Source organism: Haloarchaeobius ordinarius (assembly GCF_051801355.1).
GTDB lineage: Archaea > Halobacteriota > Halobacteria > Halobacteriales > Natrialbaceae > Haloarchaeobius.
Window position 1 is genome coordinate 3092827 of the sequence record NZ_CP196560.1, and the last position, 17358, is coordinate 3110184.

Annotated in this window: 20 protein-coding genes, 1 tRNA gene and 1 pseudogene; 15 read left to right on the plus strand and 7 right to left on the minus strand. The window is 66.1% G+C overall.

Annotated features, from left to right (window positions below; all coding sequences use genetic code 11):
• Positions 1-6: 6 nt before the first annotated feature.
• Together ACSC1R_RS16175 and ACSC1R_RS16180 are read left to right on the plus strand one after the other, a co-directional pair.
• Positions 7-390, plus strand: a complete 384-nt coding sequence (locus ACSC1R_RS16175) for a nuclear transport factor 2 family protein (RefSeq protein ID WP_439026753.1) — start codon at positions 7-9, stop codon at positions 388-390.
• Between the two features lie 16 nt (positions 391-406).
• Positions 407-619, plus strand: a complete 213-nt coding sequence (locus ACSC1R_RS16180) for a hypothetical protein (RefSeq protein ID WP_439026754.1) — start codon at positions 407-409, stop codon at positions 617-619.
• A 69-nt stretch (positions 620-688) separates the two neighbouring features.
• Here ACSC1R_RS16180 and ACSC1R_RS16185 read toward each other — a convergent pair whose 3' ends face one another.
• Positions 689-1654: a zinc-dependent metalloprotease gene (locus ACSC1R_RS16185; protein WP_439026755.1), complete on the minus strand. Its 966-nt coding sequence runs from the start codon at positions 1652-1654 to the stop codon at positions 689-691.
• Between the two features lie 38 nt (positions 1655-1692).
• A complete protein-coding gene (locus tag ACSC1R_RS16190; protein ID WP_439026756.1) occupies positions 1693-2016 on the minus strand; it encodes a hypothetical protein in 324 nt (107 codons plus the stop codon).
• A gap of 98 nt (positions 2017-2114) precedes the next feature.
• Between ACSC1R_RS16190 and ACSC1R_RS16195 the strand changes: the two genes are divergently transcribed.
• The 7 genes from ACSC1R_RS16195 (at position 2115) to ACSC1R_RS16225 (ending at position 7148) form a co-directional block, all read left to right on the plus strand.
• A complete protein-coding gene (locus tag ACSC1R_RS16195; RefSeq protein ID WP_439026757.1) occupies positions 2115-3179 on the plus strand; it encodes a M20/M25/M40 family metallo-hydrolase in 1065 nt (354 codons plus the stop codon).
• 111 nt (positions 3180-3290) lie between these two features.
• Entirely contained in the window at positions 3291-3485 is a 195-nt protein-coding gene (locus tag ACSC1R_RS16200; protein WP_439026758.1) for an LSM domain-containing protein, read from the plus strand.
• Complete coding sequence (locus ACSC1R_RS16205; RefSeq protein ID WP_439026759.1) at positions 3482-3655, plus strand: 50S ribosomal protein L37e; 174 nt, start codon at positions 3482-3484, stop codon at positions 3653-3655. The genes ACSC1R_RS16200 and ACSC1R_RS16205 overlap by 4 nt, the downstream gene beginning before the upstream one ends.
• 192 nt (positions 3656-3847) lie before the next feature.
• On the plus strand, positions 3848-5329 hold the full coding sequence (gene purF, locus ACSC1R_RS16210; protein ID WP_439026760.1) for an amidophosphoribosyltransferase: 1482 nt from the start codon (positions 3848-3850) through the stop codon (positions 5327-5329).
• 72 nt (positions 5330-5401) lie between these two features.
• Positions 5402-5929, plus strand: coding sequence for a GNAT family N-acetyltransferase (locus ACSC1R_RS16215; protein ID WP_439026761.1), 528 nt, complete (start codon positions 5402-5404; stop codon positions 5927-5929).
• 65 nt (positions 5930-5994) lie between these two features.
• The gene (locus tag ACSC1R_RS16220) at positions 5995-6528 is read left to right on the plus strand and encodes a GNAT family N-acetyltransferase (protein ID WP_439026762.1); all 534 of its coding nucleotides are present in this window, start codon (positions 5995-5997) and stop codon (positions 6526-6528) included.
• An 83-nt stretch (positions 6529-6611) separates the two neighbouring features.
• Complete coding sequence (locus tag ACSC1R_RS16225) at positions 6612-7148, plus strand: GNAT family N-acetyltransferase (RefSeq protein ID WP_439026763.1); 537 nt, start codon at positions 6612-6614, stop codon at positions 7146-7148.
• 16 nt (positions 7149-7164) lie between these two features.
• Here the strand turns inward: ACSC1R_RS16225 and ACSC1R_RS16230 are convergent, their stop codons facing one another.
• From ACSC1R_RS16230 to ACSC1R_RS16245, 4 genes are all read right to left on the minus strand, one after another.
• Positions 7165-7722, minus strand: a complete 558-nt coding sequence (locus ACSC1R_RS16230) for a DUF420 domain-containing protein (RefSeq protein WP_439026764.1) — start codon at positions 7720-7722, stop codon at positions 7165-7167.
• A 76-nt stretch (positions 7723-7798) separates the two neighbouring features.
• Positions 7799-8254, minus strand: a complete 456-nt coding sequence (locus tag ACSC1R_RS16235; protein ID WP_439026765.1) for a plastocyanin/azurin family copper-binding protein — start codon at positions 8252-8254, stop codon at positions 7799-7801.
• Between the two features lie 59 nt (positions 8255-8313).
• Complete coding sequence (locus ACSC1R_RS16240) at positions 8314-10080, minus strand: PA14 domain-containing protein (protein ID WP_439026766.1); 1767 nt, start codon at positions 10078-10080, stop codon at positions 8314-8316.
• 284 nt (positions 10081-10364) lie between these two features.
• Positions 10365-10449 (minus strand) — tRNA-Leu (locus ACSC1R_RS16245).
• Positions 10450-10657: 208 nt separating this feature from the next.
• Between ACSC1R_RS16245 and ACSC1R_RS16250 the strand changes: the two genes are divergently transcribed.
• From ACSC1R_RS16250 to ACSC1R_RS16275, 6 genes are all read left to right on the plus strand, one after another.
• Complete coding sequence (locus ACSC1R_RS16250; protein WP_439026767.1) at positions 10658-11173, plus strand: helix-turn-helix domain-containing protein; 516 nt, start codon at positions 10658-10660, stop codon at positions 11171-11173.
• A 60-nt stretch (positions 11174-11233) separates the two neighbouring features.
• Positions 11234-12520 (plus strand): hypothetical protein, encoded by a 1287-nt coding sequence (locus ACSC1R_RS16255; protein WP_439026768.1) that lies wholly within the window; start codon positions 11234-11236, stop codon positions 12518-12520.
• A 247-nt stretch (positions 12521-12767) separates the two neighbouring features.
• Positions 12768-13550, plus strand: a complete 783-nt coding sequence (locus ACSC1R_RS16260; RefSeq protein ID WP_439026769.1) for a helix-turn-helix transcriptional regulator — start codon at positions 12768-12770, stop codon at positions 13548-13550.
• A gap of 38 nt (positions 13551-13588) precedes the next feature.
• Positions 13589-14725 carry an acyl-CoA dehydrogenase family protein gene (locus ACSC1R_RS16265; protein ID WP_439026770.1) on the plus strand — a complete coding sequence of 379 codons (1137 nt, stop codon included), beginning with the start codon at positions 13589-13591 and terminating at the stop codon, positions 14723-14725.
• 38 nt (positions 14726-14763) lie between these two features.
• Positions 14764-15648: a hypothetical protein gene (locus tag ACSC1R_RS16270; protein WP_439026771.1), complete on the plus strand. Its 885-nt coding sequence runs from the start codon at positions 14764-14766 to the stop codon at positions 15646-15648.
• 102 nt (positions 15649-15750) lie between these two features.
• Positions 15751-16581: a hypothetical protein gene (locus ACSC1R_RS16275; protein ID WP_439026772.1), complete on the plus strand. Its 831-nt coding sequence runs from the start codon at positions 15751-15753 to the stop codon at positions 16579-16581.
• Between the two features lie 194 nt (positions 16582-16775).
• Here ACSC1R_RS16275 and cysE read toward each other — a convergent pair.
• Positions 16776-17279: pseudogene (gene cysE, locus ACSC1R_RS16280) on the minus strand (serine O-acetyltransferase); the annotation flags it as partial.
• Positions 17280-17358: the final 79 nt, after the last annotated feature.

The window sequence follows — 17358 nt, forward strand, 5'->3', positions numbered from 1 at the left end:
ACGAACATGAGCGCCGAGGACACCGTCAGAGATTACTACGAAGCTCTCCGTCGTGGTGAACCCCTCTATCCATACTTTCTCGAGGACGAATCGACCTGGAAAGCAGCGATAAGCACGGAGTACAGCGGGTACGAGGCCGTCGCCGAGGCCCTGCGCGAGCAGACCCGGACGACCGACGAGTGGACCGTCGAGAGCCACGACCTCTCGGTCACCGACCGCGACGAGTACGCCGTCTTCCACGACGACGTCCGCCTCGCCTGGACCGACACCGAGACGGGCCAGCGCTGGGGCTTCGACTCGCGGTGGAGCGGCACGCTGGAGTGCATCGACGATGCTGACACGGAGTGGCAGTTCGTCCACCTCCACGTCTCCGCCCCGCACGACCTCTGAGATGGTCGGGCCTTCGATGACGGACGACGACCGTCGCATCGGCATGAACAGGCTCCGCTACGCCTTCGTCGGGATGGTCGCCGCGTCGGGAGCGATGGTCTCCCTGCAGGCCGAAGCGTCCCTGCCGTACGTCCTCGTCGGACTCGTCGGTGGGGGTGTCGCCGGAGCGTTGTTGTGGGCGTACCTCGTCCACGCGTTCAAGCAGGGAAGTTCCCGCGAGCGGCGGTAGTCGGGCCGCCACCATCGTCGTGGCGACGTTCGTCGGTCGAAAGAGAACAGCCGATTCCCGAGCGCCGAGTCAGGGGTTCACACGGGTCAGCCACTTGCGCGGCGATTCGAGTTCCGCCTCGGTCGGGAGATTTTCCGGGCCCTCCCAGACGACGCCGGCGGCGGCGATGCCGCGCTCGGCCGCGACGTACTCGAAGAAGTCCTTGCCACGCTCGTACTGCTGGCGTTTGAGGCCGAGGCCGAGCAGACGCTTTGCGAGTTTGCTCAACGGGCCCTGGCCCTTGCGGCGGGCGTCGACCTTCCGGCGGAGGTCCTCGTACTCGTCGTCGAACGCGTGGTCCATCAGGAGTTCCGCGTAGCCTTCGACGACGGTCATCGCGGCGTTCATCTCGCGGAACGCTTCGCGGTCGAGTTGCCCGTGCTTGAGCTCTGCGAGCCCCTCTTCCATCCGGGATTCGAGGTACTCCGAGAGCCACGGGGCGGCCCCGAACTCGGCGGCGTGGGTGACCTCGTGGAAGGCGATCCAGCGCCGGAAGCGCGGGTAGTCGACGTCGAGGGCGTCTGCGACCCGTTCGATGTTGGGATGGACGAAGTAGAGCGCGTGGTCGGCGTCGACCTCGTCACCGGCCAGCAACAGCGGGTCGTACTGCCCGAGGACGTTCCGGGCGAGGAACCCGAGCATGAACGACATCGTGCCCGTGTTGACGGTGCGGGCGATACCGGGGAACATCGAACCTTCCTGTGCTTCGAGGGGATGGAGGACACGACGGAACGTATCGATGTTCGCGTCTATCCAGTGATGCCGGTGCTGTATCTCGATTGTTCGGGGGACGTCGAAGTCGATACCGGCGACCTCGCGGACGCGGTCGCGGGCGTCACGAACGTCGGTGGCGTATCCGGCCTTCTCGGCGTCCGTCAGGGCCACCGACCCGGGTTCGGTCGCGCCCTTCGCTGCTTCGGCGACCGCGTGCCAGTCGATGACGCCGTCGCCACTGGAGGAACCGGCGACCGCGCGGACACTACGAAAGAGACTCACGGACCCGAGTTGGGCCCCTGCACGCAAAACCCTTCTGTCTATTCGTCTTCAAGTTCGACCATCTCTGGCTCGAACGCCTCGTCGTCGCCACCCACGAGTTTCCGGACGCCGACTGCGACGAGCACGAGGGCGACGAATCCTGCGAGGAGGAAGAGCGGGTTGGGTGCGCTGCTTCGCTCGTCGGTTTCGTCGTCTCTCTCGTCGACTGTGGACGATTCAGACGCACTCGTACTGCCGGACGCCATCGCGGCAGTCCCGCCATCGGTCGCTGTCGTCTCGTCGTCGTATCCGTCGCCGCCGACGTTGGGACCGAAGGTCGTCTCGCCGTTCAGGTGGACTTCGAGGAACGTGAATTTCTCCATACCAGTCAGTTCCGCGACAGTGGACTTAGGCGTTGTGTTACCCGAAGCCGTCACGTCACAACCGAGGGCTTCAAACCGGGGCCGCCCCACCCACGGATATGAACGACGCGCAGTGGGACTTCCTGACGGAACTGCTGGAGACGCCCAGTCCGTCCGGCTACGAGACGCGCGGACAACGTGTCTGGGTGGACTACGTCGAACAGTTCGCCGACGAGGTCCGGACCGACGACTACGGGAACGCAGTCGCGGTGTACGAGGGGAGCGAAGACGGCCCGAACGTCGCCCTGACGGGACACGCGGACGAGATCGGCTTCATCGTCCGTCGCATCGACGACGACGGGTTCGTCCACGTGGGGCGCATCGGTGGCTCCGACAGGACGGTCACGAAGGGACAGCACGTCACGGTCCACACCGCCGACGGCCCGGTCGCTGGCGTCGTGGCACAGACGGCCATCCACCTCCGCGAACCCGACGACGAGACAGTGGAGGACGTCTCGAAGCAGGCCATCGACATCGGGGCCGCCGACGCCGACGAGGCGACCGAGGTCGTCGAGGTCGGTGACCCGATCACGTTCTCCAGTACGGTCGAGGAACTCATGGGCACTCGCGTCGCTGCACGCGGGATGGACAACCGGGTCGGGACGTGGACCGCCGCCGAAGGCCTGCGGATGGCCGCCGAGAACGAGGTCGACGCGACCGTCTACGCCGTCTCGACCGTCCAGGAGGAACTCGGGACTCGCGGCGCGAAGATGGTCGGGTTCCAGCTCGACCTCGACGTCGTCCTCGTGGTCGACGTCACCCACGTCTCGGACTACCCCGGCGGCCAACCCGACAAGGCTGGCGACGTCGAACTCGGGGCGGGCCCGGTCGTCGGCCGCGGGAGCGCGAACCACCCCGTCGTCACGCAGGCGGTCCGCAAGGCCGCCTCCGACGCCGGCATCGACGTGCAGTTGCAGGCCGCCGGGATGGGCACGGGCACCGACGCGCGCGAGTTCTTCGTGGCCCGCGGTGGCGTCCCGACGGTCAACATCAGCGTCCCGAACCGCTACATGCACACGCCGGTCGAGGTCATCGACACCGACGACCTGGAGGCGGTCGCCGAACTGCTGGCCGCGTTCGCGGGACAGGCCAGCGATTACGACACCTTCGGCGTCGACGTGTAACTCGGCGAGGCGACCCGGCCAGCGTGAGAGGACCGTGTCGCTGCGCCCGAACTAACTCGGCGCCCGAACTAACTCGGTACGTTTATGCACGCGACGGAAGGCTTTCGAGATATGAGCGAACGCAGTGGCCGACCGCTCGACGTACTCGAAGCGGCAGTCGGCGAGGACGTCGCGGTCAAACTCAAAGACGGCGAGCAGTACGAGGGAGAGCTGACGGGCTACGACCAGCATATGAACCTCGTGCTCGAACAGGACGACAACACAACCATTATACGCGGCGATAACGTCGTCTCGATAAGCCCATGACTGGCGCAGGAACACCCTCCCAGGGGAAGAAGAACATCACCACACACGTCAAGTGCCGACGCTGTGGTGAGAAGTCGTACCACTCGAAGAAGAAGGTCTGCTCGTCCTGCGGATTCGGCGACTCCGCCAAGCGTCGTGAGTACGCCTGGCAGTCGAAAGCCGGCGAGTAGAGCTCCTGATTTCTCTCTTCACGTCCATCGACACGTGAGCGACAGCACCGTGGCCGCCGTTCGTCCCGCCCACCGGCCTCCTTCGCTCGCGTCTTCCGAATATATCCACGAACGTGTATACATCACCATTCGAGAGACGAGATTAGCGCACAACCACGGGGATTTTTATCGTCGGGCACCTCAGCCACGAGCATGACACAGGGGCCGGGCGAACGCCCGCAGATGGACGGTCCGACCGAGAAGTGTGGTGTCGTCGGCGTCTCTCTCGCCGACCGTGATGCTGCGCGACCATTGTACTACTCGCTGTACGCCCTCCAGCACCGCGGCCAGGAGTCGGCGGGTATCGTCACTCACGACGGCTTCCAGCAGCACGACCACGTCGCGATGGGGCTCGTCGGCGACGCGTTCTCCCAGTCCGATATCGAGGCCCTGAACGGCGAGTCGGGTATCGGGCACGTCCGCTATCCCACCGCGGGGAGCGTCGACAAGTCCTGCGCGCAGCCGTTCACCGTCTCGTTCAAGTCCGGCTCGCTCGCGCTCAGCCACAACGGGAACCTCGTCAACGCCGACGAGATTCGTGACGAACTCGCGGGCCTCGGTCACGCGTTCACCTCCGACGGCGACACCGAGGTCATCGCGCACGACCTCGCCCGGAACCTCCTCGAGGCCGACCTCGTCCGCGCGGTCAAGCGCACGATGAGCCGCATCCACGGGTCGTACTCGCTCACCATCATGCACGACGAGACGGTCCTCGGCGTGCGCGACCCGGAGGGGAATCGTCCGCTCTGCATCGGGAAACTCGAAGACGGCTACGTACTGGCCTCGGAGTCGGCCGCCATCGACACCCTCGACGGGGAACTCGTCCGGGACGTGAAACCCGGCGAACTCGTCGTCCTCCACGAGGACGGGACAGGATTCGACTCCTACCAGCTCGTCGACCGCGAGAACACCGCTCACTGCTTTTTCGAACACGTCTACTTCGCCCGACCCGACTCCGTCATCGACGACCACCTGGTGTACGAGGTCCGGCGCGAACTCGGCCGCCAGCTCTGGGACGAGTCCGGCATCGAGACCGACGTGGTCATGCCGGTCCCCGACTCCGGCCGGGCGTTCGCCTCCGGCTACGCAGAGGCAGCCCAGGACGACGGTGCCGAGACGGAGTTCGCGGAGGGCCTGATGAAGAACCGCTACGTCGGCCGGACGTTCATCATGCCGACGCAGGACGAGCGCGAACGCGCCGTCCGCCTGAAGCTCAACCCCATCAAGTCCACCGTCGAGGGCAAGACCGTCACCATCATCGACGACTCCATCGTGCGCGGGACGACCTCGAACCAGCTCGTCTCACTGCTCAAGGACTTCGGCGCCGAGGAGGTCCACATGCGCATCGGCGCGCCGGCCATCGTCGCCCCCTGCTACATGGGCATCGACATGGCCACCCGCGAGGAACTCATCGCGGCCGGCAAGTCGACCGAGGACATCTGTGCCGAGATCGGCGCGGACTCGCTCGCCTATCTCTCCATCGACGCCGTCGCCACCGCGCTCGACAGTTCCCGGAGCGACCTCTGTCTCGGCTGTGTCACTGGCGAGTACCCCTACGACATCGAAGGCGAGACGACCGACCGCGAGGTCGAACGTCCCGTCATCGGCGGTGCAGACCTCGCCGCGGACGACTGAAGACTGCCGACCGCGTCGAGCCGGTCACACACCACCCAATCGCTTACTACCCCTGTCGCTGAATCGCCGGACATGCCCGGCCCAGTATTCTGCTCCGGCGAGACGGTCGACCTCTGCCCCGTCGAGCGGGACGACCTGGAGTTCTTCCGTGACGTGATGAACGACCCCGAGGTGCGCCCCAACTTCGGGAGCGTCACACCCTACAACATGCAGCTGGAGGAGGACTGGTTCGAGAATCGCGTCTGCGACGGCGACGACGTGAAACTCGTCATCGTGGCCGGCGACGAGCCTGTGGGGAACATCTCGCTCAACGGCCTCGACGAGCACCACGGCCACGCGGAGGTGGGGTACTTCGTCGCGCCCGAGCACCAGCGCCAGGGCTACGGGACCGATGCGCTCCGGGCCGCGACCGAGTACGCGTTCACCGAGCGCCGTCTGCAGACGGTGATGGCGAAGGTGTTCGCGTTCAACGAGCCCTCCACGAAGGTACTCGAATCGGTCGGCTACGAGCGGGTCGGGACGCTCCCGGACTGGGGCTTCGTCGACGGCGAGCACCACGACGCGAAGCTGTACGCCGTCACGGCGGACGAGTGGCCGTGATGCGCCGGCTGCACTGCGAGCACACCTGTGTCTGATTTAACCCGTCGCCGGGAAAAGCACCGGTAATGCCCGGCGCAACCTTCCTCACAGGCGAGACCGTCGACCTCTGTACCATCGAAGCGGACGACACCGAGTTCCTCCGCGACTACATCAACGACCCGGCCGTCCGCGTCCCCGTCGGAAACCACACCCCGTACAACCTCGACGAGCAGCGCGACTGGCTGGAGAACGTCGCCTCGGGCGACGACGAAGTGAACCTGTGCATCGTCGTGGACGACGAACCAGTCGGCGTGGTCACCATCGCGGAGATCGAGGAGACCCACGGGACCGCCGAACTCGGTTACTGGGTCGCGCCCGGGCACCACCGCGAGGGCTACGGCTCCGACGCGGCCCGGACCATGGTCGAGTACGCTTTCCGTGAGCGTCGCATCCAGTCGCTGATGGCGCGCGTCTTCGCGTTCAACGAAGCCTCGGCCGGCCTGCTCGAGTCCATCGGCTTCGAACGGACCGGCACGTGGCCGGACTGGGTGTTCGTCGACGGCGAGCACCACGACGTCTGGCTCTACACTGCGACCGCGGCGCAGTGGCTGGCCGACTAGGCGAGTATCCCGTCCACGACGACACCGACACACGATACCACACCTGAATACGACTTTACATACCGGCCCGTGAAGACACGTCCATGCCCGGAGCCACATTCCTGTCCGGTGACGTCGTCGACCTCTGCAACATGGAGGAGGAAGACATCGAGTTTGTCACGGAGAACGTCAACGACCCCGACGTTCGCGTCCCCCTCGGTATCGGCCAGCCACGGAACGAGAAGCAACACGAGGAGTGGTTCGAGGAGGAGGTCTCTTCCGACGACGACCTGACCCTGCTCGTCGTCGCCGACGACGAACCGGTCGGCGTCATCCGGTCGAACTGGATGAACGAGCGACACGGCCACGCGATCCTCTCGTGCTGGCTAGCGGCCGACGCTCACAGCCAGGGCTACGGCAAAGACGCGACACGGACCCTCATCGACTACCTGTTCGAGGAACGCCGCATGGAGACGGTCCGCGCCGAGGCGTTCGAATTCAACGAGCCGTCCAATGCGTTGCTCGAATCCATCGGGATGCGCCACGTCGGCACCCTCCCGAACTGGGCGTTCGTCGGCGGCGAACACCACGACTCGAACATCTACGCGGTCACCGCCGAGCAGTGGTGGGACGACCGATGAGGAGAGGAGCGGGGATTCAGTAGACCAGATACAGCAGGACGTACACCACGTTCCCCAGTACGAACGAGATGAGCCACAGCGGCGCAGCGATACGGCCGACCTTCGGATGCGCCGTGTTCTGCAGTTCCCCCATCGGGTGCGTCCACGCGAGCAACAGCACGTAGTACAAAAGCGGCAGACAGACGATGGCGAGAATCATGTGAACCGCCAGGATTCCCAGGTACGCCACCTCGACCAGTCCCGAGCCGGGGAACGGGTTCGGTCCCTTCAGCGCGACCTTGTACAGGTACAGCACCAGGAACAGCAAGAACAGTGCGACGCCCGCGAGCATCAGCTTCCGGTGGCGGTCGTACTCCTTGCGCTTGATGGCACGCAAGCCAGCGATGATGACCCCGATGGCGACGAGGCTGATGGCCGCGTTGACGTGCGGGATGGCCGAGACCAGCCACTCGGGCGCGTTCGGGAGTATCGACTTCGGGATGAGCTGGCGGGCCGCCCCGATGACCAGCGCGAGCGAGACGACCGTCAGCACTGCCGTCACGGCGGGGACGTTCCGTTTGACCGTCTTCTCCATGCGAGGGTCTCGGGAACGCAGGCAGAAAGCGGTTACTCAGTCGGTCGGTTCGGTGGGGGATTCGGCGAGGGCACCGTCACTCCTCGACGACGATGGTGCCGACCATCCCGAGCGTCCGGTGCGGTTCGCAGGCGTACTCGTACGTCCCGGGCGTCTCGAACGTGTGTTCGTAGGTGAATCCCTCGTTCTCGATGGGTTCGTGTCCTTCCCAGTTCGCCCCCTCCGGTTGGGAGTCGACCACGATGTTGTGGGTGTTCGACTCCCAGACGAACGCGACGGTCGTCCCGGTCGTGATGGTGAGCGGTTCCTCGGTACCGGGCGTGTACACGTACTCGCCATCGGGGCCGACCTTCACTGTCGCCGCCCCTGTGTCTCCCGAGGGTTCGCTCTCGGTCGGCGTCTCCGTCGGTTCGGCCGTCGTCGTTTCGCCCTGGCTGTCAGAGCCGAGACAGCCGGCGAGACCGACGGTCGCGAGGGCGATACCAGCAGTTCGGAGGACTGTGCGGCGGTCTATCTTCGATTCCTGTGTCATCTGTATGGGACCTCTGAGCGAAAGTTAGGAAGGGACCGAGATAATCAGGGGCCCGGTTCTCAGCGGGTGGAAACCGGCGTTGTGGGCTTAACTCTGTCGGCAGTGGCCTCGGTTCTTGCTGCGGGTTCTGGGTTCGTCTCGGTGTCGCGCTCCCCGGGTTCGGTCGGCCACCCCCCGGTCGCGTCCCAGATGGCTGGCGAGGTCTGGTTCCGGACCAGACGCGAGGTCGGAATCTCCTGCTTGCCGAACGATGGCCCAGCCCAGAACACCTCCAGGCCCTCACCGCCGGTCCGTTCGAAGAACGTGACCGTTATCTCGTGTGTCCCGGCCTCGAGGTCGATGGGTCCGGACTCCTCGCGGTAGGGATGTACCCCGTCGTTGCTCACCACCTGCTCGTCACCGATGTACAGGGCGCTACCGTCGTCCGAACCGGTCCAGAAGGTGTACTCGCCGTCCTCGGGCACCTCGACGTAGCCGGTGTAGCGGTACGCGAAGGTGTCGTCGTCCTGCCCGGCGGCGAGGATGTTGAAGTCGTTCGTCTGGCCGGTGCTCGTCGGCGTCAGCGCGTCGAAGTCCGGCAGGGAGTTCCAGTCACCCTCGTAGTGTTCGTACTCCAGCCCTTGCTCGGTCGGACCGGGTGAGTCCGGCGCCCGCATGGCCTCGACCGTCACGGTCTCCGATGTGGACTTGGTCGCTCCGCTCGACCCGACGATGGTCAGGGTGACCGTCTGGTCCCCTGCGGAAGCGTATTCGTGGTCGACCGTCGGGCCGGTGGTCGTCGTCGTGTTCCCGTCGCCGAAGTCCCAGCGGTACTCCTGGATGGAGCCAGTCTCGTCGGCCGACGCGCTCGCGTCGAACGAGCAGTTGAATCCCGGACACGTCGACGTGAACGCGGCGGACAGTATCGGCTGACGCCGGAGTGAACTCCCGTCGAGCGTCTGCTCGCCGAAACTCGGCCCCGCCCACGTCACGTCGAGGACCTCACCCCCGGTGTGCTCGAAGTGGGTTACGGTGATGGGGTGGTATCCCGCAGGCAGGGTCACGGTCCCTGACCGTTTCCGGGCACCGTGCAGTCCGCGGTTGTCGACCACCCTGGTACCGTCGATGTAGAGTTCACTCCCGTCGTCGGACCGCGTGTAGAAGGTGTACTGGCCGTCCTCGGGCACCTTCACGTAGCCCGTGAACCGGAACGCGTACTCGCTGCCGCGCTCGCGCACGGAGATGTCGAACCCGCTCGCCCCGCCAGTCTTCGTCGGTGTCTCCGTCGAGAAGTCGGGCATACTCGAATACTGCGAGTCCGCCTCGTAGTACTCGTAAGCGATTCCCTGGACGAGTCGGACGGACGGACTCGAATCCTGTGGCACCCTGTACTGCGCGAGGACTGCCGTTCGGCCCCCGCCTTTCGCGGACCAGACGACCTGCACCACGTCGCCCGTGACCAGCCCAGGCGGATACGTCGCGTCAGCAGTGCCCGGGCTGTTGCTGGCATTGAGACTGAAGGAGCTGCCGGCACTGACGCTGGTGCCGGTCCCCTGGCCGACCCAGCTCTCGTCCTGCGGCGTGCCACCACCGGCGGGCCGGACGACGACCGACAGCGACCCCGAATTACTGTCGTCGATTGTCCCCCCGCCCTGGTGTGTCACGACCACGATGCCACTGCTGGCGTTGAATTCGAACTCGAACTCGGCCTGTGGCGGTGGGTCCTGGACCAGCGTCGTGAGGTCGGCACCGGCGAGGAATATCGCACCGGCTCCGACGAACACGACCGCGACCATCAACACGAGGGAGACCTGTTCGTTGAGACCACGGTCGCCTGGAGGGAGCATCGTTTCGGTATCGGTGACAGATAGAAAAAACGTATCGGCCCGCACGGGACGACAGCCCGATTCTTTCGCCTCGTCCGACGATGATGGAGCTGACGCTGCGATAGGAACTGTAAGAATCGGGCCAGATCTTGTTCTCTCGGGGACCTGCTTCGTCAGTAGTGGCCCGCGCCGAGACAGTCCTGTCGCTTTCGGGTGTTGTTTCGTCAGTAAGTTGTGCGTGGGTGCTGTCCGTCAGGAGAGCACCCGCATCGTGTTGGTGGCCGAGTTGGTGACCACCGGTGCGATGCGTGGGACCGGATTTGAACCGGCGGACCTCTACAGGACAGCGCCCTCAACGCTGCGCCGTTGGCCTGGCTTGGCTACCCACGCTCGCTGTGTCTTGCTGCATTTCCTCGTTTCGGGGGGATAAATAAAAGCCTGTCTTTTCGTCGGCGCTATGCGAGTAAGAATCGTGGGACGTTTTTACGTACACAGCGCAGGGGTACGTCCGTCATTTTCGACCGGAAATGGTACCTCGCCGTATGGTGGAACGCGACAAAGCGGGGTATTCAAATGTCACGCCACGGTAGGGGCTGGTATGCCGAAGTACTCGACGGGTGGATCGTCGGGTAGCAGCGACGGTGACACCTGTGAACTCTGTGGCGCGGACAGCGATGGCCTGCGGCGGGCGAACGTCGCTGGCGCGACACTCCAGGTGTGTCCGTCGTGTGCCCCCCACGACGACGCCCAGAAGCAGCAATCGAGCGGGACCGACCGCTCGAACCAGCAGGACGAGTCCAGCCGCAAACGTCGGGCCGTCCAGAACGCCGCGAAGGCGAACGACGTCTGGGACGGCGACTCCAAACGCTGGGAGGAGGAAGGGACGAACTACGACGACGACCCGCTCCCGTATCTGGTGAAGGACTACGGGAAACTCGTCACCGAGAAGCGCCAGTCGAAGGGGCTCCAGCGAGAGGAACTCGCGAGCGAACTCGGTGTCGACGAGTCGGACATCATCGCCATCGAACAGGGCCGTGCGACGCAGGCCGGTATCGGTGGCGGTCTCATCGCGGCCATCGAGGACCTGCTCGACGTCGAACTGGCCGACTCGTAGGCCACCCCTCGATTCGTACTCCCACAGCGTTTTTGTTCACTGGGCGTGTCTCGCTGGTCGATGACCCAACGCGCTGCGGCGGAGCCGTACACGACCCGGTTTTCGACGGACGTGGCGGCCATCGACGGCCGCGAGGTGCGACTCCAGACTAGCTTCTTCTACGCCGAGAGCGGTGGCCAGCCAGCCGACCGCGGGACCATCGGCGGGGTCCCGGTGGCCGACGTCCAGCTAGACGCCGACGGGACGCACGTCCACACACTGGGAGACGACCCGACCTTCCGTGAGGGCCAGTCGGTCGTCTGCGACGTCGACTGGACGTTCCGAATGTACTGCATGCGGGCACACACGGCCAGTCACGTCCTCTACGGGGCGGGTAGACAGCTACTGGACGACCTCGGCTACGGCGGGTTCGACATCACGGCGGTGTCCGACCCGGGTGCGGCCTCGGACCCTGACGAACCGGCCCCCGACGAGGGGAAGGTCCGGGTGGACTTCGAGACCTCGACGACGGTCGACGACGAGGTGCTGGTGGAACTCGAACGACGGGTGAACCAGGCGGTGTGGGAGTCCCGCGAGGTGACGTGGGAGGAGGTCTCGCTGGAGACGGTTCGCGAGAACGAGTTCGTCGCGTTCAACACGAAGACGGAGGCGGACGTGTTCGCGGACGCCGACTCGGTCCGACTCGTCACCATCGATGAGGGCGACGTGGTCCCCGGTCAACCGTCGGAGGGACCGTGGGACGTCGCCGCCTGCGGTGGCACCCACGTCAGGAACACCCGTGAAATCGGCCCCATCACCGTACTCGACCGGTCGAACCCGGGCGAGGGGTTGACCAGGGTCGAGTTCGCCGTCGGCCCCCGGAGCATCGACCGGCGGGCGCTCGAGAAACGGTCCGTGCTCGCCGCGAGTCGCGAACTCGGGACCGGTGTGAGCGACGTGCCCGACGCGGTCGACCGCCTGCAAGAGACGGTCTCGTCGCTGGCGTCTGAACGCGATGGACTACGCAGGAAACTGGTCGAATCACGGTTGGACGCACTGGAGCCCGTCGAGCGTGACGGTGCGAGGTGGCTCGTCGGGTCGGTCGCGGACGTGGGGCCGAACGACCTCCAGTCCGTGGTACAGGCGGCAGCGGGGGACCGCGCCGACGTCGTCGTGCTCGTCGGTGAGACCGACAGCACCTTCGTGGTCGTGGGCGCGGCGGACGGCCACGACGCCGCGTCTGTCGTCACGAGGGTGACGAAAGAACACGGCGGTGGTGGGGGTGGGAGCGACCGGTTCGCCCAGGGTGGGGGCATCGGGTCGACTCCCTCTGCTGTCGTCGCCGACGTGCGGGGACAGGTCGAGTAGGCAGTCGGCGGGGCAGTAAAGGTGGATGCCTGACGGCCAGCGAGGGGTCCGGCCGTCGTCTGCACCGACAGACAGCGATAGGAAGTCGTCGCCCAAATTGTCTAAAGGTTATCATTCCATGGATGACGGTGCATTCCGATTCGTTCGGACTGGTCCGACCTGCTCGGAGTACTCTGGTGTGACCGGTCCCTGTAGTAAGATGGCCTAGAGGAGAAACCATATGTCGACAGAGTGGGGAGAGGTGGACATGGTTGGTCCCACACAGCGACTCGAGTTCGTCTGGAACTCGACGGCACGACGAGCAGTGTTGCACACGCTCGCTTCGTCACCCCGACCCAGACAGGCGGTCGTCGACGCCGCCGATGCGAGCGAATCGGCGGTGTACGACGCGTTGAACCGTCTCCAGCGACGTGGCTACGTCTACGAACGCGACGACGGTGACTGGGCCCTGACAGGGACGGGGTGGGCGGTCAGAGACCTGCTCGACAAGATTCAGACGGTCGAAGACGTCCTCGACGACTGCGAGCGGTACTGGGAGACGCACGACCTCTCGGTCCTGCCCGAGTGTGCACGGCGGAACCTGAATCGACTCGACGGCTGTTCGGTGGTCCGGTCGCCAGACGCCGACCCGTTCCGGGCGGCACGGTGTGTCAAGGACACCATCAGCGGGTCGTCGGACGTGGACGTCATCGCCCCGGTGTACGACGACCGGTTCGCCGACGCACTCGTCTCCTGTGACGACCCACACCCACGGCTACTGGTGACGCCCGACCTCCTCCGGGAGACCGCCCGGACGGAGGGACCGAGCGAGGACGCGACCGCACACCTCGACATCCGCGTCGCCCCGGCCGAGTTCGCCATGGCAGCGACCGAACACGGCTTCTGTCTCTCGTTGCCCACGCTCGACGGTCGGTACGACCCACAGAGCGAACTCGTGGCCGAGACGCGAGCCGGCGCTGCGTGGGCCGAGATGGTCTTCGAGGACGTCTGGTCCGACGCGACGCCGGTCGAAGAGTTCGCGACGGTATAATCAGGCAACTTTTTCCACCCGTCTGCGTACACGGTGGTATGGAACTGACAACGGAGCAGGCGGCGGTCCGTGACGTCGTCCGGGAGTTCGCCGAGGAGGAGCTACGGCCGGTGGCAGCCGAGTGCGACGAGGAGCAGTCGTTCCCCGAGGACGTGTGGGACCAGCTCGCCGACCTCGACCTCACGGGGCTGACGGTGCCCGAGGAGTACGGTGGGTACGACGCAGACCCGACGACGTACGCGATAGTCAACGAGGAGCTGGCCTACGGGATGCTCTCGGTCGCAACTGCCCTGTCTGTCCACGGGCTCGCGACCTCCTGTATCGCCGAGTTCGGCGACGAGGAGGTCAAGGAGGCGTGGCTGCCGGAGATGGCCACGGGTCGCCCCGTCGGCGCGTTCGCGCTCTCGGAGCCGGACGCGGGCTCGAACCCGGCCGAGATGTCGACGGTCGCCCGCCGTGACGGCGACGAGTTCGTCATCGATGGGAAAAAGCAGTGGATAACGAACGGGCAGCGCAGCGACGTCGTCATCCTGTTCGCCAAGACCGACCGCGACGACCCCGGCTCGATCACCCAGTTCCTCGTCCCGAAGTCGGAGGTCGACGGCCTCGAAGTCGGCAAGAAGGAGGACAAACTCGGTCTTCGTGCCTCCGATACGACCACGCTGATGTTCGACGGCGTCCGCATCCCAGAACAGTACCAGCTCACCGAGGAGGGCAAAGGCCTCTCGGCGGCCTTCCACATCCTCACCGGCGGGCGCATCGCCATCGCGGCCCAGTCGGTCGGACTCGCCCAGGCTGCCTTCGACGAGGCGCTGACCTACTCACAGGACCGCGAACAGTTCGACCAGCCGATTTCGGACTTCCAGGCCATCCGGCACAAGCTCGCTGACATGCAGACCCAGATTACTGCGGGGCGACTGCTCACCCGTGAGGCTGCCCGGAAGAAGGAGGCGGGCGACCAGATGGAGACCGCGTTCGCCGCCTCCCAGGCCAAGTACTTCGCCAGCGAGGCCGCGATGGACGTGACGAACGAAGCCGTCCAGATTCACGGTGGCTACGGCTACACGACCGACTTCCCGGTCGAGCGTTTCTACCGTGACGCGAAGATTCTGACCATCTACGAGGGCACGTCCGAGATACAGAAGAAGATCATCGCACGCCATCTCCTCGACTGAGCAACAGATTTATTTCGTCCTCAGGTGAGTGGCGAACGATGGACGGCGACCACGACCGGACCGCCGTGGACGAACTTCTCGGAGTGTTCGACGCGACGGACGACCGCCGGAAGCGGGTGGAACTGGAACTCCTGCCGCTCGGCGACGGGACCCAGGTCTCCCGGACGTTCACCGCGACCGACGGGGACGGCGCTCGCTACACCACGACCGGAGCGGCCGCCGTCGACGCGCCGCTCACGCTCGAAGGCGCGCGACTCGACGTCACGGACACGGCAGAGACCGAGGACGGGGTCAGGGTCGGCTACGTCCCTACACTCCGACGACTGGACGAGAGGCCCGTCGTTCGCGATGCAGTCTCGTTCCGCTGGGTCGAAGACCGGTTCGTCCGCGAGGAGGTTTCGCTGCCGTCGCGGCGGGAGCGACCCCGCGAGTTCTGGTACCGCTGGTACGACGACGAACAGGAGCGGCCCGTCACGGACGCGCTCGCGCCGGCCGTCCGCTCGGTCGGCGAACGGTTGTTCCAGGTCGCGACCGCCCGGTCGACCCGGAACGCCGCGGTGACGGTCGAGGACTCGGGCGACGCGATGCGGGTGACGACGCCACGACCGGCCGGCCGGAGCTTCACCTGTGATGCCTCGGTTCGCAACGGCGAACTGTTCCTGACGGGGCTGGCCGAGCACCGCCGGCACGCCGTCGACGCGCGAACCGGGGCAGCAGGTGCCGTCCCCACAGATACTGCAGACGTCCCGGGGGAGCGCCTCCAGACCCGACACGAGGACGTGGCGGTCGCCGTCGCACCGCCGTACCCGGTGACGGCCGACGGTGCCCGGGTGACCGTCACCGACGACCGACTCGTCGCGCACGTCCCGCGGTGTGCGCCCCGGGAGCGGCGGGACGGCGTCGTCCGGGTCGAGTGGGCCTGAGACCGGGCAGACTGCGCTGGTGAGGCGGTGGTCCCGTCGCCTCCAGAGCTCTCAACGAGGCGAAATAACCCCTATTGCAGCGCTTCTCGAATCCACTGGACAGTGCCAGAGACAGTCTCACCGGACGCGCTGACGTGTCGACTTCACACCGCTATCGGCGAGACCGAGTCGGTGACCGTCCGCGTCGACGGGACCAGCGACGGCGGAACCGAGGTCACCCGTGTCGTCCACGCCAACGGCGAGACGCTCACGGCGACGACGACGCTCGATACGCCCGTCACGCTCGCCTGCTCGCAGGTCGTCGTGACGCGACTGTCGGAAGCGACTGGCGGCATCAAGCTCGTCAGACCGGTCCTGCGTCGGTGTGGTCCGGACGAGACGGTCGACGGAGCGGCGACCTTCCACCGAACTGCGAACGGGTTCCGACGTGAGGGTCGTCGCGGGCCACCCACCGCACCCACGAGTTCGCCGTCGTACACGTGGCAACGGCTCCAGGGCGAGGGCTTCGTCGCGGGGACGCTGGTCCCGGCCATCGGCACGCTCGTCGAACGTGTCGCGCTGTCCCGCCAGCGACGGGGCGTGGCCGGTGACCTCACGGTGACGGCCGAAGCCCTCACCCTCTCGCTCGACCGACTCGCGCAACCAGAACGTCTCTACGACTGTCGCGTGGAGAACGGGACGGTCTGCATCTGGGCGCTCGGCGAGCGTGAGTCCGAGAGCGGGACCGACCGGACCGAGCACGCAGTTCGGTTCGTTCCACCGTTTCCCGTCACGGCCGCGGGCGGGACGGTGACGACGCGAGACGGGACGGTCGTCGTCACGGTCCCACGGTGTGAGCGCGGGGAGCAGTGCGACGGCTCGCTGGACGTGACCTCGGCCGAAAACGAGGACAGAGAGAATCCGCGGGACGGCGCGCTCGCGGATGCCGACTAGTCGTCGGCTTCGACGCCGTCGGTCTCGGGGCGAACCCCGTCCGTGCCGGTCTCGGTCGCCTCGCCCTCTGCTTCCGTCTCGACGCGGTCGGTCGCTTCGTCGGTCTCGGTCGTATCGGTCGCTTCGTCGGCGTCCGCATCTGCGTTTGCTTCCGCCGAATCGGGCTCCTCGGACGACGTGCTCTCGTACGGTGTCGCCGGAATCCCGGTCACGGTGACGCCCGGTTCGACGTCGGTAGTGAGGACCGACCCTGCGCCGACGCGGGCGTCGTCACCGAGCGTGATGTCGCCGATGAGCGTCGCGTTCGCGCCGATGATGACGCGGTTTCCAACCGTCGGGTGGCGTTTCTCTGGGCGCGGCGAGTTCCCGCCCAGTGTGACCCCGTGGTACATGTGTACGTCGTCGCCGACCACCGCGGTCTCGCCGATGACGACACCCATCCCGTGGTCGATGACGACCCTGCGACCGATGGTCGCGCCGGGGTGAATCTCGACGCCGGTCATGAACCGGACGAACTGCGAGAGAACACGTGCAGGCAGGTGGTAGCCAGCATTCCAGAGCCTGTGGGCGACTCTGTGGCCCCACACGGCGTGCAACCCGGCGTAACACGTCAGGACCTCCAGCACCCCGCGTGCGGCGGGGTCCCGGTCGAGCACCGCCTTCACGTCTTCTCGAACCATGCGGACCGCGCGAAGCATGGTACTCACGGCAATCCCCCTGTCGTGCGGTCGTTTCTCGCGTGGTCACCGACCTCGACGCGGCAGCAACAGTCCGACC

Bases quoted from the DNA above. Each gene is read 5' to 3' on its own strand.
- ACSC1R_RS16175 (WP_439026753.1), top strand. From the start codon at position 7: ATGAGCGCCGAGGACACCGTCAGAGATTACTACGAAGCTCTCCGTCGT.
- ACSC1R_RS16180 (WP_439026754.1), top strand. From the start codon at position 407: ATGACGGACGACGACCGTCGCATCGGCATGAACAGGCTCCGCTACGCC.
- ACSC1R_RS16190 (WP_439026756.1), bottom strand. From the start codon at position 2,016: ATGGAGAAATTCACGTTCCTCGAAGTCCACCTGAACGGCGAGACGACC.
- ACSC1R_RS16195 (WP_439026757.1), top strand. From the start codon at position 2,115: ATGAACGACGCGCAGTGGGACTTCCTGACGGAACTGCTGGAGACGCCC.
- ACSC1R_RS16200 (WP_439026758.1), top strand. From the start codon at position 3,291: ATGAGCGAACGCAGTGGCCGACCGCTCGACGTACTCGAAGCGGCAGTC.
- ACSC1R_RS16205 (WP_439026759.1), top strand. From the start codon at position 3,482: ATGACTGGCGCAGGAACACCCTCCCAGGGGAAGAAGAACATCACCACA.
- purF (WP_439026760.1), top strand. From the start codon at position 3,848: ATGACACAGGGGCCGGGCGAACGCCCGCAGATGGACGGTCCGACCGAG.
- ACSC1R_RS16215 (WP_439026761.1), top strand. From the start codon at position 5,402: ATGCCCGGCCCAGTATTCTGCTCCGGCGAGACGGTCGACCTCTGCCCC.
- ACSC1R_RS16220 (WP_439026762.1), top strand. From the start codon at position 5,995: ATGCCCGGCGCAACCTTCCTCACAGGCGAGACCGTCGACCTCTGTACC.
- ACSC1R_RS16225 (WP_439026763.1), top strand. From the start codon at position 6,612: ATGCCCGGAGCCACATTCCTGTCCGGTGACGTCGTCGACCTCTGCAAC.
- ACSC1R_RS16230 (WP_439026764.1), bottom strand. From the start codon at position 7,722: ATGGAGAAGACGGTCAAACGGAACGTCCCCGCCGTGACGGCAGTGCTG.
- ACSC1R_RS16235 (WP_439026765.1), bottom strand. From the start codon at position 8,254: ATGACACAGGAATCGAAGATAGACCGCCGCACAGTCCTCCGAACTGCT.
- ACSC1R_RS16240 (WP_439026766.1), bottom strand. From the start codon at position 10,080: ATGCTCCCTCCAGGCGACCGTGGTCTCAACGAACAGGTCTCCCTCGTG.
- ACSC1R_RS16250 (WP_439026767.1), top strand. From the start codon at position 10,658: ATGCCGAAGTACTCGACGGGTGGATCGTCGGGTAGCAGCGACGGTGAC.
- ACSC1R_RS16255 (WP_439026768.1), top strand. From the start codon at position 11,234: ATGACCCAACGCGCTGCGGCGGAGCCGTACACGACCCGGTTTTCGACG.
- ACSC1R_RS16260 (WP_439026769.1), top strand. From the start codon at position 12,768: ATGGTTGGTCCCACACAGCGACTCGAGTTCGTCTGGAACTCGACGGCA.
- ACSC1R_RS16265 (WP_439026770.1), top strand. From the start codon at position 13,589: ATGGAACTGACAACGGAGCAGGCGGCGGTCCGTGACGTCGTCCGGGAG.
- ACSC1R_RS16270 (WP_439026771.1), top strand. From the start codon at position 14,764: ATGGACGGCGACCACGACCGGACCGCCGTGGACGAACTTCTCGGAGTG.